This window comes from Dongshaea marina (assembly GCF_003072645.1).
In the GTDB taxonomy this organism is placed as follows: Bacteria; Pseudomonadota; Gammaproteobacteria; order Enterobacterales; family Aeromonadaceae; genus Dongshaea; species Dongshaea marina.
Window position 1 is genome coordinate 2,178,607 of the sequence record NZ_CP028897.1, and the last position, 25,510, is coordinate 2,204,116.

General features: G+C 50.6%; 23 protein-coding genes and 3 pseudogenes. 13 read left to right on the forward strand and 13 right to left on the reverse strand.

The window, feature by feature from the left end:
• Positions 1-258: 258 nt before the first annotated feature.
• The 7 genes and pseudogenes from DB847_RS10435 to DB847_RS10465 all read left to right on the forward strand — a co-directional run bounded on the left by DB847_RS10435 (position 259) and on the right by DB847_RS10465 (position 7,500).
• Positions 259-669 (forward strand): Tim44 domain-containing protein, encoded by a 411-nt coding sequence (locus tag DB847_RS10435; protein WP_108650624.1) that lies wholly within the window; start codon positions 259-261, stop codon positions 667-669.
• A 107-nt stretch (positions 670-776) separates the two neighbouring features.
• Positions 777-1,709, forward strand: coding sequence for an AAA family ATPase (locus tag DB847_RS10440; RefSeq protein WP_234418554.1), 933 nt, complete (start codon positions 777-779; stop codon positions 1,707-1,709).
• Positions 1,710-1,714: 5 nt separating this feature from the next.
• Positions 1,715-2,689 (forward strand): DUF58 domain-containing protein, encoded by a 975-nt coding sequence (locus DB847_RS10445; protein WP_108650625.1) that lies wholly within the window; start codon positions 1,715-1,717, stop codon positions 2,687-2,689.
• Positions 2,682-4,051: pseudogene (locus DB847_RS10450) on the forward strand (transglutaminase family protein); the annotation flags it as partial. The gene DB847_RS10445 and the pseudogene DB847_RS10450, both read left to right, overlap by 8 nt.
• A 6-nt stretch (positions 4,052-4,057) precedes the next feature.
• Complete coding sequence (locus DB847_RS10455) at positions 4,058-4,693, forward strand: DUF4129 domain-containing transglutaminase family protein (RefSeq protein WP_159084526.1); 636 nt, start codon at positions 4,058-4,060, stop codon at positions 4,691-4,693.
• Between the two features lie 522 nt (positions 4,694-5,215).
• Complete coding sequence (locus tag DB847_RS10460) at positions 5,216-6,505, forward strand: hypothetical protein (RefSeq protein WP_108650628.1); 1,290 nt, start codon at positions 5,216-5,218, stop codon at positions 6,503-6,505.
• A gap of 215 nt (positions 6,506-6,720) precedes the next feature.
• On the forward strand, positions 6,721-7,500 hold the full coding sequence (locus DB847_RS10465) for a substrate-binding periplasmic protein (protein ID WP_108650629.1): 780 nt from the start codon (positions 6,721-6,723) through the stop codon (positions 7,498-7,500).
• Here the strand turns inward: DB847_RS10465 and DB847_RS10470 are convergent.
• The 3 genes from DB847_RS10470 to DB847_RS10480 form a co-directional block, all read right to left on the reverse strand.
• On the reverse strand, positions 7,497-9,221 hold the full coding sequence (locus DB847_RS10470; protein WP_108650630.1) for a hypothetical protein: 1,725 nt from the start codon (positions 9,219-9,221) through the stop codon (positions 7,497-7,499). The genes DB847_RS10465 and DB847_RS10470 overlap by 4 nt on opposite strands.
• 407 nt (positions 9,222-9,628) lie before the next feature.
• A complete protein-coding gene (locus tag DB847_RS10475) occupies positions 9,629-10,072 on the reverse strand; it encodes a GNAT family N-acetyltransferase (protein WP_108650631.1) in 444 nt (147 codons plus the stop codon).
• Entirely contained in the window at positions 10,069-11,109 is a 1,041-nt protein-coding gene (locus DB847_RS10480; protein WP_108650632.1) for an agmatine deiminase family protein, read from the reverse strand. Before DB847_RS10480 ends, DB847_RS10475 begins: the two co-directional genes overlap by 4 nt.
• Positions 11,110-11,365: 256 nt before the next feature.
• Between DB847_RS10480 and DB847_RS10485 the strand changes: the two genes are divergently transcribed.
• Entirely contained in the window at positions 11,366-11,776 is a 411-nt protein-coding gene (locus DB847_RS10485; protein ID WP_159084527.1) for a hypothetical protein, read from the forward strand.
• Positions 11,777-11,826: 50 nt separating this feature from the next.
• Here DB847_RS10485 and DB847_RS10490 read toward each other — a convergent pair whose 3' ends face one another.
• Positions 11,827-12,705, reverse strand: coding sequence for a LysR substrate-binding domain-containing protein (locus DB847_RS10490; protein WP_108650634.1), 879 nt, complete (start codon positions 12,703-12,705; stop codon positions 11,827-11,829).
• Between the two features lie 182 nt (positions 12,706-12,887).
• Between DB847_RS10490 and DB847_RS10495 the strand changes: the two are divergent.
• The 3 genes and pseudogenes from DB847_RS10495 to DB847_RS10505 all read left to right on the forward strand — a co-directional run bounded on the left by DB847_RS10495 (position 12,888) and on the right by DB847_RS10505 (position 15,851).
• Positions 12,888-14,017 (forward strand): annotated as a pseudogene (locus DB847_RS10495) (S-(hydroxymethyl)glutathione dehydrogenase/class III alcohol dehydrogenase).
• 44 nt (positions 14,018-14,061) lie between these two features.
• Positions 14,062-14,908 (forward strand): annotated as a pseudogene (gene fghA, locus DB847_RS10500) (S-formylglutathione hydrolase).
• 418 nt (positions 14,909-15,326) lie between these two features.
• Positions 15,327-15,851 carry a hypothetical protein gene (locus tag DB847_RS10505; RefSeq protein WP_159084528.1) on the forward strand — a complete coding sequence of 175 codons (525 nt, stop codon included), beginning with the start codon at positions 15,327-15,329 and terminating at the stop codon, positions 15,849-15,851.
• Positions 15,852-15,907: 56 nt separating this feature from the next.
• Here DB847_RS10505 and DB847_RS10510 read toward each other — a convergent pair whose 3' ends face one another.
• The 4 genes from DB847_RS10510 to DB847_RS10525 form a co-directional block, all read right to left on the reverse strand.
• On the reverse strand, positions 15,908-17,023 hold the full coding sequence (locus DB847_RS10510; RefSeq protein ID WP_199911801.1) for a mandelate racemase/muconate lactonizing enzyme family protein: 1,116 nt from the start codon (positions 17,021-17,023) through the stop codon (positions 15,908-15,910).
• Positions 17,024-17,053: 30 nt separating this feature from the next.
• The gene (locus DB847_RS10515; protein WP_108650637.1) at positions 17,054-17,986 is read right to left on the reverse strand and encodes a DMT family transporter; all 933 of its coding nucleotides are present in this window, start codon (positions 17,984-17,986) and stop codon (positions 17,054-17,056) included.
• 66 nt (positions 17,987-18,052) lie between these two features.
• Positions 18,053-19,225 carry a UxaA family hydrolase gene (locus DB847_RS10520; protein ID WP_108650638.1) on the reverse strand — a complete coding sequence of 391 codons (1,173 nt, stop codon included), beginning with the start codon at positions 19,223-19,225 and terminating at the stop codon, positions 18,053-18,055.
• Between the two features lies 1 nt (position 19,226).
• Positions 19,227-19,559, reverse strand: coding sequence for a UxaA family hydrolase (locus DB847_RS10525; protein WP_108650639.1), 333 nt, complete (start codon positions 19,557-19,559; stop codon positions 19,227-19,229).
• 326 nt (positions 19,560-19,885) lie between these two features.
• Here DB847_RS10525 and DB847_RS10530 point away from each other — a divergent pair, with 326 nt between their 5' ends.
• Entirely contained in the window at positions 19,886-20,527 is a 642-nt protein-coding gene (locus tag DB847_RS10530; protein WP_108650640.1) for a GntR family transcriptional regulator, read from the forward strand.
• A 101-nt stretch (positions 20,528-20,628) separates the two neighbouring features.
• Here the strand turns inward: DB847_RS10530 and DB847_RS10535 are convergent, their stop codons facing one another.
• The 4 genes from DB847_RS10535 to DB847_RS10550 all read right to left on the reverse strand — a co-directional run bounded on the left by DB847_RS10535 (position 20,629) and on the right by DB847_RS10550 (position 23,596).
• Entirely contained in the window at positions 20,629-21,108 is a 480-nt protein-coding gene (locus DB847_RS10535) for a DUF6790 family protein (protein WP_108650641.1), read from the reverse strand.
• Between the two features lie 58 nt (positions 21,109-21,166).
• Complete coding sequence (locus DB847_RS10540) at positions 21,167-21,688, reverse strand: GDYXXLXY domain-containing protein (RefSeq protein ID WP_108650642.1); 522 nt, start codon at positions 21,686-21,688, stop codon at positions 21,167-21,169.
• Entirely contained in the window at positions 21,685-22,992 is a 1,308-nt protein-coding gene (locus DB847_RS10545; RefSeq protein ID WP_108650643.1) for a DUF2157 domain-containing protein, read from the reverse strand. The genes DB847_RS10540 and DB847_RS10545 overlap by 4 nt, the downstream gene beginning before the upstream one ends.
• 169 nt (positions 22,993-23,161) lie before the next feature.
• Positions 23,162-23,596, reverse strand: a complete 435-nt coding sequence (locus DB847_RS10550; RefSeq protein WP_108650644.1) for a DUF2000 domain-containing protein — start codon at positions 23,594-23,596, stop codon at positions 23,162-23,164.
• A 56-nt stretch (positions 23,597-23,652) separates the two neighbouring features.
• On the opposite strand from DB847_RS10550, the gene miaE reads away from it, so the two are divergent.
• Positions 23,653-24,561: a tRNA isopentenyl-2-thiomethyl-A-37 hydroxylase MiaE gene (miaE, locus tag DB847_RS10555; protein WP_407644445.1), complete on the forward strand. Its 909-nt coding sequence runs from the start codon at positions 23,653-23,655 to the stop codon at positions 24,559-24,561.
• Between the two features lie 40 nt (positions 24,562-24,601).
• On the opposite strand, the gene DB847_RS10560 is transcribed toward miaE, so the two are convergent.
• Positions 24,602-25,225 carry a TetR/AcrR family transcriptional regulator gene (locus DB847_RS10560; RefSeq protein WP_108650645.1) on the reverse strand — a complete coding sequence of 208 codons (624 nt, stop codon included), beginning with the start codon at positions 25,223-25,225 and terminating at the stop codon, positions 24,602-24,604.
• Between the last annotated feature and the right edge of the window lie 285 nt (positions 25,226-25,510).

The window sequence follows — 25,510 nt, forward strand, 5'->3', positions numbered from 1 at the left end:
CCAGCCGGTTTCTGCAGCGTATGGTAATTGTGCCTTCTGAGTTAAGTCAATTGATTGTTTTTATAAGATGTATTCTTTTGATTTATAAGGGTTTTCTCTGTGTTTGTTTTCAATGGATTGGGTTCGCCGGCAAGTAGGGTTAAGCTTGAACCCGTCGAATTTGCTGTGTCTAGCTTGCTACAAAACCTACCCTCAAGGTTAGAAAACATCCCTTACCTGAGTGATACTTAATTTATCTTGGGTTGTGTGATATCAGGTATGGAGCAAAACAAGAATCCCCATGGTGGGTATGAGGTTGACTCACAGTTCATAGGTTCACAGATCCTGTTTATTCGAAACTGGGGCCCCTGGAATACCCAGACAGCACTGGATGCATCGAATGAGATCATGGAGCATCTTGAGATCTTAAAGGCAAAGCCCTGGGCCCTTGTTGAGGATTTACGTCACTGGGAGCTCTGTACACCCGATGTGATGCAGGTCTTTGTGCGTGACGTTAAGGTATTGCTTACAAACAATTTAAAAGTGCGGGCAGTGATCCCGAATATGGCGATTCATCGAGAGATGATCCGGCAATCGATGGAGCATAAGCAGCCGATTATCACCGACTATTTTAAATCTCCAGATCAGGCTCTTGCTTGGTGTCGTCAGAAATTGGCTGAGTTTGAATAAACGAACGCTAAGACCCAGATCGGATCACTCACTATTTACAACAGGCAGTCGTCTCAATACCCATTAAACTTAAACCAGTAGCTGGATACTCGACTTTGAGGTGTGTGTTGGCTGGATTACAGCAGTTACTGGACTCTGTGGTTAGCGAAGTTGGCAAGGCTCTGGCGGGCAAGGAGTTGCAGATCCGTCTTGCGCTTTGCTGTATGCTTTGCCGCGGCCACCTGCTCCTTGAAGATCTGCCGGGCATGGGAAAAACCACCCTGGCCCTGGCGCTGGGCCGGGTACTGGGTTTGCAGGCCCAGCGAATTCAGTTTACCAGCGATCTGCTGCCGGCTGATATTTTGGGAGTGTCTGTCTATGAGACAACGACCTCCCAGTTTAGCTTTCACCCGGGTCCTATATTTCACCCCTTGATCCTGGCCGACGAGATCAATCGTACTACCCCAAAAACTCAGAGTGCTTTGCTCGAGGCGATGGAGGAGCGTCAGGTTTCTGTGGAGGGGGTGACTCGTCCGCTGCCCGATCCCTTCTTTGTAATTGCGACGCAAAACCCCCTGAGTCATAGCGGCACTTATCCACTGCCAGGCTCACAACTGGATCGGTTTTTCATGCGTCTGGCACTGGGATATCCGGATCCCGATGCCGAGCGACTGATCCTGCTGGGTCAGCATGGTCGGGAGCAGCTCACTCACCTCACTCAGCAACTGAGTGTTTCCCAGCTTAAAGAGATGCAACAGCAGGTCTCTGAGATCCGGGTTTCGGAGCCGCTTCTCAGCTATCTGCAACGTTTGATTGAGCATAGCAGGAGCCAGGAATCCTTCCCCTACGGCCTGTCCAGCCGGGGGGCGCTGGCTCTGCTACGAGCCGGTCAATGCTGGTCGATGATGAATGGACGTAACTATGTGATCCCAGAGGACCTCCAGGTTGTGTTGCCCGCGGTTGTGGAGCATCGACTGCAGGAGCAGACAGAGACAGGCCAGCAGTCCGCAGAGGCTCTTAGTCAGCGACTGCTGCGTGATGTGGATGTGATTGCCGAGTAACTGTTATGAATATCTTCCGGGAGTGGAATCGAATAAAGCACAAAGGGCGAGGTTTCATCGAGCGTTGGCTGGATGCAAGGATCCCGGGGGCAGACTCTGTCGTATTGAATGAGGGGCGGATCTTTATCTTACCGACCCGCTTTGGTTATCTGCTGCTATTGTTGGTGGTGATCATCTTCCTGCTTGGGCTCAATTATGGGAACAGCCTGGCTTTTGCCCTGAGTTTTCTGCTACTGAGCCTGTTTCTGGTTGCCATCTGGGAGACATTTTATAACCTGCGAGGTCTTCGGCTGAGTAAGCATCATAATGGCCATGGATTTGCGGGGGAGGAGATCTGCTTCGGCATCCAGCTCAATGGACCTGGTCATAGATCCCTCAGGCTTGGCTGGCCCGTAAGTGGTGAGATCACGGCCGATATACTCAGGGGTAAGTCCCACCACTGTCACCTTTATTACCCGGCTCGTCGCCGTGGACGATTGCACCCCGGGCGGTTTCGGATCAGTAGTCGCTATCCCCTGGGATTACTGGAAGCCTGGAGCTGGATCGATCTTGGATTTTCAGCCCTGGTGTACCCTGAACCGCTACCATCTCCGGTGCCGGATGGAGGGTGGAGTAGTGATGAGGGGCGAGGAAAAGTCACTCTGGGTCAGGATGACTTTGCCGGTTTTCGCCGCTACCAACCGGGGGATCCGATCAGTCAGATCGCCTGGAAGAAACGGGTCAAGGGAGACGCTTTGATCACTAAGCAGTTTATCTCCCGTGAAGATAGTCGTAACTGGTTGTGCTGGGAACAAACCCATGGGGGAGTGGAGATGCGCCTCAGCCAACTCTGCTATTGGGTCCTGGAGTCAGAGCGTCGTCAGCAGGCTTATGGTTTGCAGATGCCCGCTCAGCAGGTTGAGATCGGTTTGGGTGTAGCTCAGCAGAAAGCCTGTTTAAGACAGCTGGCGCTGTTTGGTGAAGGGCAGGGAGATGAGTGATCGGCTTGGATCACTCAACCGCAGTAGCCTGATCGGCCTATTAGCGATCCAGTTGCTGCTTTTTCTACCACTGTGGTCAGTTCTTCCCTATTGGCTGTCTTTGGTTGCGATTGTCGTGTGGTGCTGGCGTTTTCTGCTGCTGCAGATGCGGCGAAGCCTTCCTGGTCGGACATTCAAAATGTTGCTGGTGATTGCGGCGATCTTTGCCCTGGTTGCTCAGTACCGATTTGCGGTTCGCCTCGAGGCCCTGGTTTCACTCTTGTGTCTCTTTTACTGCCTCAAGCTGCTGGAGATGCGGCTGAATCGGGACGCCCAGTGGGTCTGCGGGCTGAGCTTTTTTGTTCTGGGATCGGTCTTCTTGTTCAAACAGAGTATTCTTATCAGTCTCTATGGATGCCTAGTGATCTGGGTCATCCTGCTGGTCCTTATCGGCTTGAATCGTCCCCACACCCGAGAGACCTTCTCAGACAATGCCTGGGCCGTTACCAGCTTGCTGCTTAAGGCATCTCCCCTGATGGTGCTGCTATTTATTTTGGTTCCCAGGGTTCCCCCGCTGTGGGCTGTTCCGCTGGCGAGTCACCAGGGACGGACTGGTCTGAGTGACAGGATAGCCCCCGGGGATATTGCTCACCTGACTCAGTCTGATGAACTGGTTTTCCGTGCGAGATTCGAGGGGGAGATCCCGGATAAAAGCAGGCTCTATTGGCGCGCCCTGACCCTGAGTGAGTTTGATGGGCGGCGTTGGTATCGACTGGACGAAACCCAGCTTGCAAGACGAATGGGACTGAAAGATGAAGCTTTGCGACCTAAGACGAAACGCAGTCCCTGGCTTAGAGGCACCCTTGCTTCTCTTGACTACGAGCTGTTACTGGAGCCGGCAGGAAGTTCCTGGATCTATTCGTTGGCCAGTGTGAGCCAGACTCTTCAACCTCTCATCTTTACCCGGGATTATAACCTGATGCGCCCTAAGGGCAGGGTTGAGCGGGCCAGCTACCGGATTAGCAGTGAATCCGCAGCGATACGAGATGAAAGCCTGCCCTACTGGCTCAGAGATCTGACATTGCGGCTACCTGCGGGAAATCCGCGTACCCGTCAGCTTGCCCGGGAGCTTCGCTCTGCTCATTCAGCTTCTGAGGAGAAGCTTCTGCAGGCCGCGCTCAACTATTTCAGGCAGGAGCCATTTTTTTACACGCTCAGGCCTCCAAGGCTTACCGGCTACACCATAGATCAATTCATGTTTGAAACGCGCCGTGGGTTTTGTGCCCATTTTGCAGGAGGGCTGGTGTTTGTGCTGAGAGCCGCAGGGATCCCGGCGCGGGTGGTGGCAGGATACCAGGGGGGGAGATCGACCCGCTTGGTTTTGTCCAGGTGCGCCAGTTTGATGCCCATGCCTGGGTTGAAGTCTGGCTTCCCGGACGTGGCTGGGTCAGCGTGGATCCAACCGCTATGGTAGCCCCCTCCCGTATCGAGCGGGGGCTTGCAGAGGCGACCGCTCCTGAGGGAAGTTTTCTTGAGCAGCGGCCACTGTCACTGCTGCGTTATCAGCACCTGGTGTGGCTCAATACCCTGCGTCGCCAATGGGATCGACTTGAGTATCGATGGCATCGCTATGTCATTGGCTATGATGAAAAGCGCCAGGGTGATCTGCTGGGCAACTGGCTTGGGGTGGCGGCTTATCTCAAGAGTGGTCTTATTCTGGTTACAGGATCTGTTCTTGTCCTGAGTGGATACGGCTTGTTTGGTTTGTGGCAGGTCCGGCAAAGACGCAGCCGATTGGACAGGTTATTTCTGAGGTTTTGTCGACGGATCAGGCGTCGGGGTTTTGAGCGAATTTGCGGGGAGACGGCACAGCAACTGGCGCAACGGGTTGCGACACAGAGCCCTCATCTGGCCGAGCCCTGTCAGACATTTGCTACACTCTATACCCGACTCAACTTTGATCCCCGTCAGCCTCCCACCCGCGAGGACTATCGAAACTTAACTGCCTGCCTTGCCAGACTTTAGGCTCTGTTGTGTCTCGCGCTTGTTAAGGTTTTTCGTGGGTGTTATATTTTGCTTCTAATTTGAAGGGAGAGTAAACGATGTTCAGGATTTGTATCGAGAAGCTGAAGTTATAGCGATCAGATCGGCAGCCGTTTTACTCTCTATCTTGTAGAAGCCCGGGATCTGATCCCGGGCTTTTTTATGCCCTGCTTCTCAGACGGAGTTCTTCGTCGTGTTGATGCAGACTCCTTTGAGGGAAACCTTAATTACAGGAGTAATTGCATCATGAACAATTCAACCTTTACCTCGAGTCATTGGCTTTTGTCCTTTCTATTTAACACCATCGGATTAAGTCGCTATGTATATCTGCCCGGAGCACGATCGCTGGCAATGGGATAAGTTCAAAGGCCAGCGCTTGCTAAACCATGGGGGAGGATGACTCCTTCCTATGGGGTTTAGCTATCGGGAGTTTAGCGGGAATAAGATGTTCATATCTTTAATATGAGCAGTCGTTCAGAAACATAATCAACAAGGATAAATAAAATGAATCCCATGGGATCAGAAAAACATTACAACAGTGTCGTTGAACTTCTTCCGCAAGAGAGGACGAATCTGTTATTGACGGAATCTATGACCGTTTCGACCCTGTTTGAAGGTAAAGTGCCAGAGGAATTTATTGAGGCACGATTAAAAGAGATTGTTAGCGTCAACCCGTGGGTTAGATCTCGGCTGGTCACCAACCCTGAAAGTGGTCAACCTGGGTTATCTTATCCGCATGATGATTTTACTCCGGGCGAGCTTTTTAAATCGGTGCATTTGTCGGAGCTTGGCATGGATGGTGGGGGCTTTGAGACGATGATTAAGCAGAGCAGCTCCCGTTTTATAACCAAGCAGCAACAGGGCCTGTACGTGAGGCAGGGGATCCATTGCATCGATAAAGATGAGTCCCTGATCAAAATAACTGTATGTGAAGGGGATAAGCATAACTTTATATTGATAGTGTCTATGTCCCATGTGCTTGGCGATGCAGCAACTTTCTATCAGCTCTATGGGATGCTGAGTCCTGAGTCTGAGGTGAAGTTCCTGGAGTCTAAGCGTTGTTTTGAAGTTGTCGATAACCTGTCTCACTTGCCCGATGAGATAAGAGGGTTTTCCTGTGATAACCGAAAACGGCTGGCACATGTGTTTAAGGATATGAAACTTAATAAGAGGCAATGCCTCATCAATGGATTCAGGATAAAGGAGGAGTCGCAATATGATGAGCAGCCCGATCACCACAAGAGCGGATTTTTCAGGATCAATAAAGCATGGGTCGATCAGGAGAAGCAAGCTGTTTTAGCTCACAGTGATGGTTCGGCCTATGTATCGACCAATGATATTTTAACCTCATGGTTTATGAAAACGAGTGAAGCACACTGTGGATTACTTGCGGTTAATCTTCGGGGGAGAGATTTAAGGCTTAAGGATAATCAGGTGGGGAACTATGTGCTTGCCTCGATTCTGTATCCCGATGAATTTGCCAGTGCCCGGAATGTTCGTCAGTTTGTAGACTCACTCGATAGCTATCATCTCAGTGATAGCCAGGAGTCAACCCCGAGTAACCGGGTATTAATCACCAACTGGACTCAATATTATGTCGATCTGGACTTGGGTCCTGAGTGCCGGTTATTGGAGCACAGGCCTGTCTTTCCTTATGGCTTTGGCTCAGGGTTGCGTTGGAGCTCAATCATGTTCATCTATTGTTTGCGTGAGGGGGCTCTCGGAGCCTTCATCGACAGTGAGTGCTTTAGCCGTTTTGAAAAAGAGATCGGAGGGATACTCAGTCCCTTGTAAGCCCGATAGGCAGGGTGAACTCTCCTTGGTTATGCTGATTAGCCAACCCCTGATTCAGGGACAGGGGTTGGTGTTCTGACGATTTCAGATATTTCAGAGCAGATCGGGTATGGGATGGCCGGTGAAGGTTACACTCTCTTTTTTCGTAAATTAACCAGAATAACGACAGGTATACCTCAGTCGGCCTCCTCTGAAAGAACCGAGTGAGCCCAGCTGTGGGTCAGCTGTACTCAACCCAGGGATATGACAGGGCATCGCTGATGAGAATTATTCTTGCTTTAATACTCTTTGTTTATCTTTTACCTGTGGCTCGGGCGGCAGAAGTGATCACTCTGGTCACCGATCCCTGGCCTCCTTATTATGTTCCGACTCTTAAACAGCAGGGCTTTTTAACCGAAATCGCCCGCCAGGCGTGTGAGCGCTCAGGTTATCAACTTGAAGTTAAATTTATGCCCTGGAATCGGGCTCTCAAGCATGCAAGGATGGGGGTCTATGACGGTACATTGGGGGCTTATTATACCCAGGAGCGAGCCAGAGACTTTTTCTATACCCGGCCTCTCGCCGATAGTCGGGTAGTGTTCTTTGCCCTCAAGGATAATCCGATCCAGTATACAGGTCTTAAGAGTTTGCAGGGGTTATCTGTGGGGGTGATGAATGGCTACCATTATTCAGATGCTTTTAACTCCTCGACCCTGTTTCAAAGGGTTAAAGCCAACACCCTGACCAAGAGCTTTGAGCGATTACTTGCACGACGTGTCGATCTGGTGATCTCAGATCAGCTGGTGGCAAAGGGGTTACTCAAGAGCGGGTTCTCTTCCCGGCAAGACTCACAGATCAAGTCGCTGGAGCCAGCTCTTAAGGTAAATCCTCTGTATATATTGGTTTCTAAGCTCACAAAAAATGCAGAGCAGAAGCAGCATAAACTGGATCTTGCTCTTGAACAGATGAGGGCGGATGGAAGCCTGCAGAAAATCCTGCAGGCTCATGGCTTTTAAGCTCCGGATTTATGGGATGAGCTCAGCTTGAAGCTGCTCAGGGCACTCCACTCATCAGCACTGATTGACTCGGGGTAAAATGCCAGGACTCGCTTATGCAGTGATGGTGTATAAAAGATAGAGTCGGCTCGTTTGGCGGCCGTCAGGGCATAAAAACCATCTGGTTTTTGGTTATACAGAAGAGCCCCCACGATTTCGCCTCCCTGGATCAGCTGGCCTTGCTCCTGTTCAATCGCGCCGAGTGAGTCTGTCAGGTATTGCGACATGTTTACCTGATTCGGGTTATCGAATCGCTTACAGTTTGAGAGAAAATAATTCAACGCACTCTCATCCTGAGCCGTTGCTGGCTTGGTTAAAAACTCCTGTAATACGCTTTGGTTATCTCCAAGCAGTTGGGGATCACTGCATGGCGTTCTCCTGACATTTGGGAGTGTGAATTCCGGTTTTGCAAACTCCTGGTTGAACAGGTTCAGGTGTTCATACAGGGTCGTGGTTGCGGCGCCGGGGACAACGAACATCACTGGCAGTTTGGCCCCATATCCACCCAGATAGGCTTTGACAGCGTTTGCGGCAGCCATTTTGTACTGAGACTCGCTGAGTGCTCTGTAGGGGTGCTTGGGATCAAGGCCGAAATCATAGAGGGCTTGCAGCGCCATAGCGTTGTGGTACTTAGCATTTACTTTCGCCAGCGCAGCGACTTTGGCATCAAATACCGCAACTATCTTGCCTTTAGTTTGTAAAAGTTCAGAGATCCTGCCGATAAAATTCTCAATCGTGCTATCACTCATGCCAGGACCTTCGAGATCAAAAGAGACACCTGCTGCATAGGGATCAGAGTTGATCTCTGTTGCAATCGCCTCCGCCAATTGTCTTTGGGTACTAATACTCCACTGATTTAATTGATCCGCTGAGCCGTTGAACATGGGGAGCACTTTGATATCGGCTTTGGGAAGGGATTGATGGTATAGCCGGGTGATCTCCTGACCTGGGATACAGGTTCCGAGTATCTCGGGGCGATTAACAACCGTGGATTTGATCAACGGCAAAGAGCTGTAGTTAAAGGTGAACTCCTGAGTATGAGTGCTACAGCTATCGTTTGCCCAATGGGGAGCCGCACCTGGCTTTTGGATGATGCTGGCAAAGTCAGGCATCAGGTAGATAGTTTTTCCATCCGCCTGGTAGTTGAGTTTGATCGCATCCATGGTGGTTGAATGAAATCCGGCTCCACTGGTGTGGATGTCTTGGGCAACATCATCGATGATGACACCATTTCCTGCAGCGATCTTGCCGGCTGGAGGTGTTGGCCCGGGTGTAGGGCCCGGGGAGGGGGCTGCATTGAAGTGACAATTTTGTGGAGAAGAGCCCATGATCAACAGGTATTGGGATTTATCCGCCATCAGATTACGAAAATCACCATATCTGTTTGTTGCCTTTGAATCTCGGCAACCCCCATTGGTTCCTATGTAAAGATGTGAGCCTTCAGCGGAAGGATTGAGCTGAACCCTGATCGTTTTTTTTGTGCCTGCGGGTACTTCAAAATGACCCTTTTGATCCAGAGCCGGGGAGCTGCCAAGTGTAGGAGGGACCATGATGCTTGCCTGGGTTGAACGCTGGCTGTTGTCTATGGTTAACTGAAAAGAAGAGGCTGCGTTTGCCTGAGTCGCAAAGAGTGCAGATATAAGAGCAACTGTACAAGACAGCCGTAGTGCTGTTGATTTCATAAATACCTTATTCAGAAAAAAGCTGATGGACTCATCAGTGGGATGCTCCAGTCAGGAGACGAGTGTTTCATCAAAAAGAGGTCTCATCAGCTTGCTATCGGATGATTTGATACCCGGGTATTAAACAAACGAAGTCGCCAGCTGCTGAAGTGGTTCACTGGAGGCTTGGTAAAGATAGTCTGCCTGACAGACTATTTGTGTCGCGCAGGATTACGAGATAACTGTCGCCAAATGGCAACAATATTGAGAGGGAGAGTCAGGGGGCCGATATCCTGTATATTGGTTAGCAGAATTAGCCTGGTGGCTTGAGCAGGCCTGAAAGTCCATCAGGCCTCAACAGATCATGTGCCCATGCCCAAGGGAGGTTTGTATCGCTGGTTAATCCAGCTTCGCTCTGTTTGAATGGGTCATGTGCGTGTCCTGAGCTTGAGGTGCAGCAGTGGAAAAGGTTTCCCCATACCGTCTCGTTCGGAGCGTCCCGTCACAGTAAACCCGCAGTGTAGGTAAAAGTGCAGGGCGTCCGGGTTTTGCTCATTCACATCCACACAGCGGGCATCCATCTGATCAACGGCTTCTTCCAGGAGGGCTCGCCCCACCCCCTGGCCATGAAAAACTGGATCAACAAACAACATTTCAATATTGCCTTGGGCGACCCCGACAAAACCCTGGATAGTTCCCGGTTGCGCCTCTGCCACCCTCAGCTCAACCGCATCAAAATATTGATCCAGGATCAAGGGCTTAAAAAACGCTATATCCTGTTCAGACAAAAAGTGGTGGGTGGCGCGCACAGAGGACTCCCATAACCCAATGAGCCTTGGGTAATCGGCTTGAGTGGCTTTTCTCAGTTTCATTGAGCTTCCCTGTGTGGCTCTCGGGCGGCTTGGATCAGTTTATTGGCATTTTCGCCGGTGAGCTGCCAGCTCAGGCACCGAAGATTTCCCCCGAGATAACAGACGTTTTGTGCATCGACACTGATGAGCTTTTTGTCACTGCTATCCTGGATCGTTTGCAGAGCCTGATGATCTTTGGAGTTTCCAAAGCGAGGGGCATAGATGTAATTGTGGGTCACCACGGAATTGACATAGATACCACAGGCGGAAGCATAATCTCCATACTGTTCACCATAACCGGCACCCTCGATTTCAGTGATTTTTATTCCGGGCAGATAATGTTTTAGGGCACTGAGGACTTCCTGCTTAAACTCGGGATCGTCCGGGTAGTTGTTCACCAGCAGTTGATGGGGATTGGAGAACATCACCATCCCATCGGCGTGGCCGAGAAACTCTTCATCCATTGGGATATAGGCGATCTGTTTTGCGCCAAGAGCCCCCTTAAGCTTGCGAGTCAGCTCTTTTTCAGTCAGTCCCGGATTTCGCTCGAACACCTTATCGGTGAGGATCACAGTACCATCACTACTGTCGACGACATTGCCACCATCAACCTTGAGCTTACTGTGGGAGAACTTAAGACCCAGCTCCCTGGCAAAGCGCGCAAAGCTTTGCTGGATAGATTTCTCTTTGGGCCTGTCATAGACAAATGCCACCATCTTATTCGGCAGGACGGTGCCAAAGTCACGGATCCAGATATCATCTATGTTGGCCTCGAGCAGAATGTCGTCGGGGAGTTTTCCCTCCAGGTAGGGGAGTGTCTTTTTATCCGCCAGTACAACCACATTGTCGTGACCCATGATCGCCCTGGCAAAGCGGACATCAAAATCGATGATCTTTGAAAAGGAGTCTTTGTAGTAGGGATCATCGACCGACGGTGCTGAGAGTACAATGAGCATCCGCTGGGGAGTGATCTGATTGGTATACCGTGGGGCGCAAGTTGCCATCATGGGTAAAGTTAGAGTGAACAGGATGATGAATATGCCAGCTAGTCTATCCATTGGTGGCGCTCCTTGCCACGACTGATTAATTACAATCCTATACGATTATGAGTTCCCGGTGAACCTATCCTGAACAATCCTATAATGATTGGGCTGGATCTGTTGACCCTGGATAGCTTGAATTTACTGGGATGATCTTATCCTGAACGTATTGAGTAATATTGCTCAGGATTATGGGTAATGCAGATGAATAGCAAATGCCATGGTCGTTAAAGCATTATACTTTCAGCGGTGGCTGTTTCTCTTGGGATCTATGATGGCAAACACAAGGAATAAGCATGGGACATACAGCATAGAGCTGGACTCCAATATAGTGATCATGCGTGCCTACGGGTCTTGGAATCTGGAGCAGGCTGAGGCCTATTGTCATGATCTGTGTGAAAACTATGTCAGCCATATAGAGCACTCCCCGTGGGGCTTGGTGGGCGATCTCACTGAGTGGGGGCTCTGTACCCCCGAAGCGATGCAGCGTTTTGAGCAGTTGGCAGAGGAGCTATCCAATCGTAACCAATACTTCCAGGCAGCGATATCCCAGATGAAGATGCAACAGAGCTTAGCCCGGGAATACGCAACCAGAGCAGGACACTTACTGACGGTGAAGCACTTCCATGATTTTGGTGAAGGGCTGCGTTGGTGCAAAGAGCAGCTCGCAAATTTGAACCGGTAGCCAAGCCCCTGCATATTTTGAGAGACCTTCCATGACTCCTCTGAGACGAATTACTCATGAGAAGATAGCCCTTGGCTTAGAAACTCAAGGAGCAAACGCAACTTGGTTGAGAGCTGTCGATTTTGAGGGTAGAGTGCCCAGATCCCTTCATCCGGGATCTTATAGGCCTCAAGTACGGGGATCAGCTTAGCTTCCTCCAGGGCTGATTGCAGGTAGTAATCGGGAAGCTGAACTATGCCAATTCCCTTGAGCGCTGCATCCACTAATGCAAAGCCGCTGTTACAACTCAGGCTGCCCTGAACCCGCACCGGGCGAACATTTCCCTTAAGATGAAACCGCCAGAATTCCAGGGTTCCCAGTAAACAGTTGTGATGGGATAACTCTGAAACTGTATGGGGGGTGCCCTTACGGCTCAGATAGCCCACGGAGGCGCAGGTCACAATAGAACGGGAGGCCAGTTTCCTGGCGATCATCCCTGAATCCTTGAGCTGCCCCAAACGGATCGCCAGATCAAAGCCTCCCTCCAGCAGATCCAGTGTCTGATTGGTCAACTGCAGTTCAATACTCAGCTCAGGGTAGCGCTCCATGAAGTCATGCAGCAATGGAGCTATGGTTTTCTCACCATAGCTGACGGGGGCGGTGATCCTAAGATTTCCAGCCGGAGTTTCATGCAGCTGTGTCAGGGCGCGTCGCGCTTCCTCTAATCCATCCTGTAGCGGTTTACACTGTTGGTGGAACAGCGCTCCTCCCTCGGTCAGTGATACCTTTCGGGTGGTTCGGTGAAAGAGCTTAACGGCAAGCCGCCTCTCCAGCGCGCTTATCTGACGACTCACCTGAGCGGTTGACAGTCGCAGCCTCTTTGCCGCCTTGGTGAAGCTTTGCTCCTGTGCAACCGCGATAAATTCGCGGATCCCTTCCCAGCTTTGCATGAGACCTCTGAAACTCTGTATGACTCGGGCTAAGACCGGATAGAGTTGGTTGATTATTACAATATGGTAAAAGTGATTTACTAAATTGCTGGATTATCATTAGTTCTGGGGTAAATATAATAGGTTTTATCGAAATGACAAGCGGGACATACTGATAATACGCCCGTAAAGAGGGAGAACTGATGAGCACGACCACGATTAAATCGAAAGCCGCGATTGCCTGGGGACCAAACCAGCCCCTGTCCATTGAAGAAGTGGATGTGATGCCTCCGCAAAGAGGAGAGGTCCGGGTACGGATCCTTGCCAGCGGCGTTTGTCACACCGATGCCTTTACACTCTCCGGTGATGATCCTGAGGGCGTTTTTCCCTGTATCCTGGGTCATGAAGGGGGAGGCATCGTTGAATCGATCGGCGAAGGGGTGACCAGTGTTGCGGTGGGCGATCATGTGATCCCGCTTTATACCCCGAGTGTGGTGAATGTAAGTTTTGTAAGTCCGGTAAAACCAATTTGTGCCAGAAAATTCGGGAGACTCAAGGCAAGGGGTTGATGCCGGATGGTACCAGCCGTTTTTCAAAGGATGGTCAACCCATCTACCACTATATGGGTACCTCCACTTTCTCTGAGTATACAGTTTTGCCTGAGATCTCTTTGGCCAAGGTAAACCCCGATGCGCCCCTGGAAGAGGTGTGCCTGCTGGGGTGTGGTGTCACCACCGGGATGGGTGCTGTGATGAACACGGCCAAGGTTGAAGCGGGAGCAACCGTCGCTATTTTTGGCCTGGGTGGAATTGGTCTGTCTGCAATTATCGGTGCCACCATGGCGAAGGCTGAGCGGATCATTGCCATCGATATTAACGAGAGTAAATTTGAGCTGGCCCGCAAGCTCGGCGCGACCGATTGTATCAATCCTAATGACTACGAGAAGCCGATCCAGGAGGTAGTGGTTGAGCTAACCGATGGAGGGGTGGATTACTCCTTTGAGTGTATCGGTAATGTGCATGTGATGCGTTCCGCCCTGGAGTGTTGCCATAAGGGATGGGGGGAATCGGTGATCATCGGTGTGGCAGGGGCCGGCCAGGAGATCTCGACTCGGCCATTCCAGCTGGTGACCGGGCGGGTTTGGAAGGGATCCGCTTTTGGTGGGGTAAAGGGGCGTTCGGAGCTGCCAGAGTACGTTGAGCGTTACATGCGCGGAGAGTTCCGGCTGGATGATTTTATTACTCATAACATGGGATTGGATTCGATCAATGAGGCCTTTGAGTTGATGCATCAGGGCAAGAGCATTCGTAGCGTGATCCACTTTGACAAATAACAAGCAGCCGCAAGTGTGAGAGCACTTTCGGCTGAGGTTTTCCTATGTCGATTGAAAATATCAGTTTGAATAAGAGTTTTGGTGGCTGGCAAAAACGCTACCGTCATCATTCACGGACCCTTGGCTGCCCGATGAATTTCTCCATCTACCTGCCTGCGCAGACGTCGGGTGGCGAGAAAGTTCCGGTTCTTTACTGGTTGTCCGGGCTGACCTGTACCGATGAGAACTTCATGCACAAAGCCGGTGCCCAGCGGATAGCCGCTGAGCTGGGGATCGCGATTGTGGCTCCGGATACCAGCCCCCGCGGAGAGCAGGTCGCCGATGATGAGGCTTACTATCTGGGGCAGGGTGCTGGCTTTTATGTCAATGCCACCGAACAGCCCTGGAGTGAGCATTACCGTATGTATGATTATGTGGTGGATGAGCTGCCGCAACTGATCGAGGAGCATTTTCCGGTGAATGAGCAACGCGCCGTTTGTGGTCATTCGATGGGGGCCATGGTGCGTTGATGATAGCCCTGCGAAACCCGGATCGTTACAGCTCGGTTTCGGCGCTGAGCCCGATCTGCAATCCTCTGAATTGCCCCTGGGGGAGGGGATCTTGACTCAATACCTGGGAAGCGATCGTGAGACCTGGAGCTGCTATGATGCCAGTGTGCTTATGGCCAGGGGATCCAGGATTGTGCCCATGCTGGTGGATCAGGGGAGTGAAGATGAGTTCCTTGAGGAGCAGTTAAAGCCTGAGGCACTTGAATATGCGGCACAAGCCAGGGGCTACCCTCTGCAGCTTAACTACCGGCAGGGCTATGATCATAGCTACTATTTTGTGGCGAGCTTTATTGAGGATCATTTGAGATTCCATGCGCGCTACCTTCTGGATGTTATGAGCTAACGAATGGGGGTGGCTTAGCCACCTCCATTAAGTTATTGAAATTGAGGTGTGATTAGATTCAATGCGTGGCGAAGTATTTATTTAACATTGAAAGAACACTGCTAACATGGTGGGTGTTTAGATTATTTGCCATCCGTGTTTCGTAGAAATATGGATATAAAAACAATTTGTGAAAGTATTTTATGGTTTGATGTTCACAAGGAGTTAACATTTTCCGGGTTGAATGCTTAATTTTTATTTTCTGACAAGCTAAAACTTATAGTTCATCGTATTTATATAAGTCTATGTGTCATCTTTTTATCTATAGCTATATTTTTTAATTTTCATAGAATTACTCACTCATTTTTCTTCTGATAATTTATGAGAGTCTGCTTTGTTGTTTAAATATAGAACTGGTCTTATTAAGTTGGTGTTCGGGGTGATGCTTGCATGCTCTATGGTTAACTATTGCTATGCAGGTTGTAAGGATGATTATGGACATACTAACCTTGATGTATATCTCAAGAGCCAAATTCCAGATGGCGGTGGCCCAATCTATATAAAATATATTCATTCACATAAGATAGGTTACTTTAATTACGTCAATCCAGATTATAAAAAAGGTGATACTATAGCAATTTATCCCGGAGAGACCTTGCACATCCAGATAAAACCAGCTATTAGGTTAACGGGTGTTATGTGTGGCAGGCCTCATGGGATGTTCACAAATGATGATCGGGATGAAGTAAATTTTAAAATTGGTTTTGATAAAAACAATTTGGCTCAGGACTTTAACCTCCATGCGGTTAGTGAGCGAGAGCTGGGGGCTTTTATCTACTCGGCGAATGTGGAGCACACGGTCGGGGCTACCCCGTTTGGCTCTATGGGTAAAGCGATTAATCGATATAGAAATGAATATACGAACGGTGTGTTAAGCCAGGTGGTACTTTATAAGCTTAATTGATCCAGAATCTAAACGGGGAAATTGAGTATTGAGGCGGAATATCCGCCTCATTCGAATTAAACCCGATACATCTCAATGACCTCAGGGTTGAGCTCAATGCCCAAGCCCGGGGTATCCGGTACCCGGACATAACCATTTTCAAAGGGCAGGCGATTACTGACCAGCTCGGTAAACAGTGGGCTGGAGCTTTGAGAGTACTCCATCAGGCTGGCATGCTCGCAGGCCGCCAGAAAATGCACCGATGCAGCCAGCAGGATCCCGGTACTAAATCCATGGGGGATCAGCTCACAGCCGTAGAGTTGGGCCAGATCATAGATCTTTTTCATTTCACTGATCCCGCCGCAGCGGGTGATATCCGGCTGGATGATATCGACCCCGGATTGCTCCAGGAAATCCCTGAATTCGTAGCGGGTGGTGAGGGATTCACCTCCGGCCAGTTTGCAGTCGATTTTTCGGGACAATTTGGCATACCCTCTCAGGTCATCGGCCAGAACCGGCTCTTCGACCCAGTTTAGGTTAAACTCGGCTAATCGCTGACACATCTTAGCGCTGTGGCTGGAGGTTCGCCACTTGGAAGCCAGATCGATCTGCAGTTCGATCTCATCGCCAATCGCTTCACGGATATGACGCACGATCTGATAGTCGAGCTCGGGATCATCACCAAAGACCCCGCCACCGAATTTAAGGCTGAGGAACCCCTGATTTACCAGATCTGAGGCGATCTTCCGGTTTTCCTCGGGGATTGCACTGGGAATGAAGGTCCCATAGGCCGGGATGCTTTCCCGGTATTTCCCTCCCAGCAGGGTGTGGACCGGCACTCCATAGAATTTTCCAGCAATATCCCATAGCGCGATATCTAAGGCACTAATGGCGTGGATCCCTGCGCCGCGCCGCCCCATGTAGTTCGAGGCCCAGTACATTTTGTTCCACAGTCGCTCGATCTCCAGAGGATTCTCACCTATCAGTAACTCTTTGAGCCCATAGCAATAGAGGTTGGAATTTTTAGTTTCAATACAGGCTTTGATCACCTCAGGAGAGCTGTCAGCCTCGCCAATGCCGGTGATCCCCACATCGGTATGGATCTGGACAATGACTGCATCTTCTCCCCATTCGCAACTTTGATCGGTTGGGCAGGCTCTCAGGCAGATCACTTCAACATCGGTAATTTTCATCTTGTACCTCATCTACATGTTGAGCAGGGGTTAGGAAACCGCTTGTGCGGAAGAAAGACGCAGCTTGATTTTGATCTTTTCCCAGCTCATATCGAACAGGAACAGGGAGACAATCACCAGAAAAACGCCGAAGGTTTTTTGTAGGGTAAAGCTTTCACCCAACATGAAAATTGACAGCAGGAAGGCCGACAGGGGGATCAGGTTTTGCACCATGTTGGCACGGTTGACCCCGGCTAATTTCAGGGAGTTAAAGTAGAGCACATAAGCCAGACCGGAGCAGACCAGACCCAGCATCAGAGTGCAGAAGATGTAGTATCCATTGCCAAAGGCGATCCAGACCTGGGAGAGAGACTGGTGTCCGAAAGGTAGAACCAGCAGCAGGGCAATGGTGGCAAACAGGAACTGGTAGAGCATGGTGGAGAGACCATCGTAGCGATCGGCAAATTTTTTGTTAATAAAGCAGGAGATAATGAACCCCATTACGCCAATCAACATATAGAGATGGCCAATGTTGAGCCCTGAGAACTTATTGCTGGGATCAAAGGCGATACAGAAGGCGCCGAAAAACGAGAGAATGACCGCAAAAAACTGAATCGTAGTCGGGATCTTGCGGTAGATGGGGATACTCACCAGCAGGGTGAAGATGGGGATCATCCCGTTGATAACCCCGACCTCTGAGGCTGAGATATACTTAAGCGCCAGCAGGGAGGTGTAGAAAAAAATGGCCTGTGCAGCAATTCCGGAAATTGCCATCAGTGGAATATCTTTGAGGCGCAACCAGCAGCGATTTTTGGTAAACATAAAGACGATGGCCAGTCCAAGGGTTGCCAGGGTGTAGCGGACAATGGCAAAGATTACGGGATCCATCTTATCGGCTAACACCGCCGAAAATGGGAAGGATGCACCCCATACCACGGCGCAAAATATCGCCATCAATAAGCCGGAGGTTTCTGCACGGGTCATTGTTTTTATCCTTATTATGGGGTGGCCAATCAGGCCACCCGAGATGATTGAGTCAAAAGAAATTTTTTAAACTTCGATACACAAGGTTTTTTCGAGGCGCCGATCTTTTTGATACAAAGAGCAGGTTGAGAAACCAACCCCCTCCAGTTGTGTTGGTTCACCATTGGCGACGGCCTCTATCTTGGTGAGGATCTTATCTGCAACGCTGTTGATCCCCTCTTCGGCACGCATGATGCCGGTGGCATCAATATCTATATCTTCATTGATGAGTTGCTGGTTTCCACTGACCCGAATGACCGGCACGATCGGGTTATTGAACCCGGCGCCTCCCGTGGTCCAGACGATGAGCTGGGCACCAAGGGCCGCAAAGTGCATTCCCGAGCTGCCACACAGGTGGGTCACCTCCGACAGATACATGCCAGGGGCCTTGGGCTTTTCATGGTGGTTGTGATTGATCCGTAGCAGATCCTGGATGGGGCGAGTGCCTGTCTTATGCAGGGCGCCAATGGATTTCTCTTCGAGAGTGGTGAGTCCGCCCACGCTATTGCCGATACTCATGGTCTCAACGTCGGCTCCCGGAATGTGCCAACGCTTTTCCTCTTCGGCGATTAGCAGCTCAATCTTATCGGCAACCTCAGGAGTCACGGCACGCTTGCGTAGCAGCTCCTCACAGCCGATGAGCTCAATCAACTCACCGGCAACCGCGCTGCCACCGGCATCGATCCATTGATCGATGGCGGCTCCAACACTAGGATTTGAGGCAATCCCTGAGCTGGTATCGGACCCTCCACACTTGATTCCGATCAGCAGCTTGGAGATAGGTGCCGTGGTTCTTTGCTGACGGTTGGCATACTCCTGAAGCTCTTTGGCCAGAGCAATTCCTTCCCGGACCGTGCTGCGGGTGCCTTTGTGCTTCATGCAGGTGAGGGCATGAGCGGGTTTACCCGCAGCGAGAATCGGTTCGATGATAATCTGCGGATCTATGCTGCCACACCCCATTGCCAATACCAGGGCGCCCGCAACATTGGGGTTGAGTGCCGTATGGATCATGGTATTGATCATCTCTTCATTGCCGGCATACATACAGGTGTTGTAATTGGTGACTATGGTGGCCTGATCCAGGGTCTGTGCGATGGAGCGGGCGATCCCTTCGGCACATTCATCAACCACCAAAAGCAGGATCTGGTTGCGGATCCCGACTGAGCCATCCGGGCGGAGATAGCCTTGAAATGTATTCATGTTATACCTCGATCTGCATCTGATGGATGATTTCATTGATGATGTTGTGTGGAATATCCAGGCGGTCACTTCGTACATTCTGAACATGAACCAGATCGCCCTGAGGGATGAAGCTGACACTCCGGCCGACCGGGCAATTAGCCTTGATAATTGGGCTCTGCTCCGGAATCGGCTTCAGGGCAATTTTATTTCCGAACGGGATCGCCTGACGGGCCGTCAGGGTGCTGAGCAGATGGTTCTCTGCCGAGAAGATCGCAACTTCATCTCCCTTAGGAAGATCACTTAACAGGGTGGCGACATTATCTGAAGCGGATAACTGGATCGCTTTGAGCATATTCTCTCCGATTGATTATTGTCGATTGTCGGACAATTTGCATGTTAGGGCTGTTTTGGAATTATTTATTGATCCAGATCAATTTCCGCTATTGGAAAGTGACTTCATCCCTGAAACTGTGAGCTTCACCACAACGCAGTTGCGCCATGTGAGCTGATTGAGTCCACCTTCGGGTGTCCGGGATCTTGGCTGTCGTGGGGCAGTCGCTTCTGAGTGTTTGGCTCTGTGTTATGATGCTTGCGCAGGGAGTGCTGAGCACGCTGTTGTATCCACCTGGGCTATTTGGCCGGGGTCGTGTTATTGATGGAAGTGAATACTGAGCAAAGATGAAAATTAATAAGCAGAGTCTGGAAGAGCAGGTAACCCAGTACCTGAGGCAAAAAATTGTGGACGGTGAGATCCACCTGGGGGAGAAAATAGTGGAGAGTGCGCTCGCGAAGGAGCTTGATCTCTCGCGGAGCACCATCAGGATGGCGCTAAATTCATTGGCCCATGAGGGGCTGGTGATCCAAAAGCCCTACGCGGGTTGGCAGGTGTTTACCCTGGAGGAAGCGGATCTTTGGGAGCTTTATCACATGCGGGTTGCTCTGGAGCGCCAGGCTGCCGAAATGGCTGCAGAAAAGGCGACTGCGGAGGATAAACGTAAACTCAGGGAGACTCTCACTCGATTCTGTGAGCTGTGTGAGGCGGCACCTACCGATCGTAAGGGGATCAGTCAGGCGGATTTTGAACTGCATGAGTTGATTGTTGAGATCAGTGGCAGTCGCCGGCTGTATAAGATCTATCATCAGATCTCGAATCAGCTTCGGGCCTACATCAGCATGACCCATCACGATTATGACCTGTCTCAGAGTGGTCTCTCTCATCGGGCGATGGTGGATGCTATCTGTGAGGGGGAGATTGAGATCGCAGGCCAGGAGGCCACCGCCAATATCACCACCTTTACCGAACTCAGAGATAAGCTCTGAAGGGCAGATTCCTGAGGGAGTGTGACACACTCAGGCCCTGTTGCTGTGACTCATTTTGAACCACATCTGAAACAGCATCAGGGCCTGAAATCCCCTGGTCATTATGAGCCAAATCCGATCAGGCACCATAACAGCATTGGCATGAGTAACCCGTAGTAGAAGGGATACCCAGCGCTACCCGCTGAAAAATTTTTGTGACAGATCATATCCTTGACGTGGCCAATTACACATCCCCAGCTCCAGACTGAGGCAGCAACCGCGGTGGCCAGCCAGAAACTTCCGGTGTACCAGCTACAGAGGATCCCGAGAGTCGCGATCGCCAGGTTGGCGATCCCCACTTCAAATTGAAAGGGGTTACCCTTAGGCCAGCCAATATACTCGGCAATTTGATCGCCCAGCAGCAGATGACCTATGGCAAATCCGACAAACTGATAGCCGACCCCGTAGAGTAACAGATTAAACAGCAGAAGCTGTTGCCAGTCAGCCGTCCCCTGGCTTATGAGATCTGCAATGGTGAAAATGCAGACCAGCAATGCAGGGATCGCGATCCCATATTTCATAAAGAGCTTTTTCAGAATCATCCTTTCTCTCCACTAAACTATCCTGTATCACCCATGGGGTGCTGCCGAGCTGGGTTATTCAGGGAGTCTGAATGGCCTTGATCCGCGCCTTGCCGCTTGGGGCAACCATCAACAGGGCGATGCCTCCACTCCTGAGCTGCTTTTCCAGGGCGAGTGCCTTTTGTTTGGGTGCAAAGTAGGCTTCGATACCATAGCGGATCCGGACATAGCCTTGCTTGTTGCGGAAAAAACGAGCCTGCTCAACCCGGCCCCGAAGAAAAATACCACGACTCGGTTGGGTCACTGATGCCGTTGAAAACTGGTAAAGGCCGTCGGCTCCTTTGCTTAACAGCACATAGACCAGGGCTCCCTTATGCAGGGCCGCCGGATTGGAAAATGCTGAACGTGGGATCCGTGAAAATTCATAACCAAGGCGGGCATAGTTGCCGCGAAACAGTGAGCGGGGATCGACGGGAATCGTCTTGACCTCAATCGGCGAGCCCGTCCACAGGGGAAGGGCCGCCTGCAGCACCATACCGATCAGAACCAGCAGCTGAAAAGTGATGGCCAACAGGATTGCGAAAGTCACTTTGCTTTTCATCGCGCCTCCTTGCGAGCCTTATAAAATCGCCAGTACCGGGCGGCCCCTAACAAGATGGCGGCAAAGACGATGAAGAGAATGGCTCCTCCTGTGTAATCACCGATGAGATCGATATAGCGCATCAGGGCCGTGAGTAAAATAGTGACGACACCGAGGAAAAAGTAGTGAGAGATGGCACGATGGATCCCCTGAATGATCAGATAGACTCCCCAGAGGATCAGCAGCAGGTTATAGAGTAGCTGAAAGTAGATGGCGTGGGAGTCGTGATGGGTTAACAGCAGTGCTGCCACGGACAGTAGATAGCACACAAGAATCAGCAGCAGGGGAAATAAGCGCTTAGAGAAGATAGCCAGACCCAAACTTAGCACCGACAGTAATCCTGCTATGAATGACATCGAGAGCTGATGTTTCCAGTGAGCCCGGATAAGTTCCTCCCAGGGCGATTCAAAGCTCAGCACAAACATTAAAATGAGGGCGCCCCGCAGGCTCCATAGAGAGATAAATGCGGCATAATCTTTGGCTTTCGCTGAACCGGAGCGATTCAGCCAGAGGCTCAGAGCATAGGCCACTATGCCCAATCCGACCCCCAGGATCACCTGCTCAGCATGAACATCCAGTCGATAGCCCGGACTCCAGTATTCACTCAGGCTCAGCTCAAGCCAGAGGAACAGACCTATCATAAAACAAAAGAGTAGCAGCAGACTGGGCTTACCCTTGTAGAGGATCCACAGGGCAGCTCCCAGGAAAAGGATAAAGAGTGGCGGGTAGAAACCGTAACTTGCTTCCAGGATCATCCAGATCAGGGCCAGTAGCAGAGACTGCAGGGCAAGCCAGTGATTGTTGAGTAACAGCGCAAAGGGAAGACAACCCAGGGCCCACCAGAACACACCGTCCGGCATGTGCTCTCCCAGATGATAGATCTGGGCGATCAGAATAATGGATGCGCCATAAAGCATGTTTGCAAACAGGAACAGGGTGACAGCGTATTGGGCATAGCCTCGTAAGTACTTCCTAAAAGCAAAGCCGTGAGCCGTCAGGGTGATCAGGAGTAATCCGGCCATCCGCACTGCTCTTGGAATTTGCTCCCAGTTTGCCCCGATGAGTGTGATGGCGGCCAGAGCGATAAACAGGTAGCCCAGGGTGAGCAACAGGTAATAGCCCAGGCTTCGCTGGCCTCTGCCCTGGTAGTCAATCCCATATTGAGCACAGATCTGCTCGGCCTGATCGGGGGTGATGATCTCTTGCCCGACCCAGCCGCGGACTTCGCGAGCAAGATCGTTTTTAAACAGTCGAATAAGGCGCATCCGTATCTCTCAGCTCAGAAGATGAATAAAGCAGGGAGTATCGGATTCAAGTGTAGCTATATCTGGGGCGCTTTTCCAAGTCATACAACAACTCATGGAGGCAGACTTTGCTAGTGCTGACTGAGGCCGAACTCCAAAAAATTCGGAGCTTATAAGCTAACAAAAGAGGTTACTTATAAAGGCTAAATTTTTTAGTGAATTCACCCAGCTCCAGGGTGTCACCAAAAAGGCAGATCCCATAGTATTCAAGCTCAGCCTCAGCGGTGTTGGAAGTTATCTGCTGTTGGGCCACAGAGCCACCCTCAACCATGGTGTGGGTGAAGTCTGTGAACTTGATGCCACGAGCCTGAGCTTCCTGGCGGGCTTTGCGGATCTGGTTTGAGTTATTCGCCCTGAGAACGATGAAGGGGTAATGGGATAAGCTGGGATGCAGCTCGCCATCAGCGTCCCGGTAGTCGACGAAGCAGGCTTCATCCTCGGGGCTGAGTTGAGCACTCAAGCCTGATGCCAGGTGTCCCAGCACATTGAAAAGACGCCCTGGCTCAACCTTTTTGTTTAAAATCGCGATAAAGCGTTTTTGGGTTTCATCTGTAGGCTCTGGCATCGTTATCCTTCCGTTGAAATGGTTTTATCTGGAGCCCTCAAGAGTAGCAGGCTGAAGTGCCAGCACAAATTGCTTTTTATCGTCAGTGGGGTTGCATTGCCAGCACAGTGCTGCAGGGGCAACAGCTTCTCGCAAGGGTTGTGGTAAAATCTCTGGCATCTTTGACTGTCCGGAAAACCGGCCAAGGGACGAAAGTCGTAAAGTATATGAATCCAGCCGAATTACTAGCACCGATTAATGCGTTTTTACAAACACCCACCCCGGATGAATGGATCCGCAAGGCGAAAGATCCTGTTAATCTTCCGATCATCCTGCAGGATCACCTGTTGTGCGAGCTTAAAGCGGCTCAGAGTGCGCTTTTTCTGATCCGAAAATATGCTGTCGACGAGCAGAGTAAATATGAGCTCAGTGAGTGGATTAAGCCTTATGAGGCCTTGGCCTACCAGAAGTCAGGGGATCTTGATTCACTCAGAGGAAAAAGCGGGTTTTCAAAAAAGATAAAAGCTCGCAGCGACTGCCCCTATGGCCAGGAGCTGATCAATAAGATGATCCAGCTCATCAAAGAGGAGCTTCACCATTTTTACCAGGTGCTGGAGATCATGGCCGATAAAGGGATTCCTTATGAAAGTATCTCGGCCAGTCGCTATGCAAAAGGTCTCTTCAAGCAGGTGAAGAGCTATGAGCCGGATGCGCTGGTCGATAAGCTTATCATCGGAGCCTTTATCGAGGCGCGCTCTTGTGAACGCTTTGCAAAGCTGGCACCCCATCTGGATCCGGATCTGGAGAAGTTTTATACCTCCCTGCTACGCTCCGAAGCCCGGCATTACCAGGATTACCTCAAGCTCGCTAACCAGGTTGCGGGTCAGGATATCTCGGAGCGGGTGGCGTTTTTTGCCAGGGTGGAAGCCGAGCTTATCAGCTCTCCTGATCGGGAGTTTCGCTTTCATAGCGGCCGCCCGCAATAGAGAAAACCTCCCTCGCCTGGAAGTTGTTGCTTTCAAATCCTTAGCCTGGAGCGAGTGGGGTCTTCATCATCACCAATAATCGGTCGCAGCAAAAGTCCAGATATTGCTGCATCGCATCTGCTTCCTGTGGGATGGCGTTTGGATCATAGGCGGCGGCACTGATGAGGGCGCCGATCATGGTGATGATATACTCAGGCTTGATCTCCTGACAGATCTCTCCTTTTTTCTGGTATTGGGCAAAAGCGGCTATCCAGCGCAGAGACTCCTCAGAGAGGGCGCCATCAATTCCCATCTTTTGATAGTTTTCCATCCGTTGCCAGCTGAGCATCCGTAGCAGATCTGAGTCCTTGTGATAAAAGGTGAACAATCTCTCGATCAGCAGTTTCAAAAATGTCTCGAGGGGGAGCTCGGTTGAGGGAAGCAGTTCGCTGTCTTGATTGTCCTGCTCCACAATATAGGCTTTGACCGCCAGCCACAGGTTCGCTTTATTCGAAAAGTGGTGAAAAACCAGGCTGTTGGGGACGTCGGCACGTTCGGCCACCTTGATGGTGGAGGTTCCCGCAAAGCCGTTGCGGGCAAAAAGATGTTTGGCTGCCTTTAAGATTTTTTCACGGGTTTTATCCGCACGCTGGTGGGGCGCTGGCCTTTTTTTGACGCGGGGCATTTGGACTCCGGTTGACAGTTTTTTGTACAGGGCATTATACTGCAGCAACTATTGAGTAACCACTCAATAGTTGCTGCTCTAAGCTTGCTGAGTAAACACTTAGCTCGGCTTAAGCAAAATTTTTTACCCTAACTATTGAGTGATTACTCAATAGTTTTGAGGCGAGAGGGAGACAGAGTATGAGTAAACAGGCCAAAGCCATTGCTGCACAGGTGTTCAGGCGTGTATTCGGCGCTATCTGTAGCAACTCAGAGGATCTTAACCGATCTATTTATTTTCGATGAT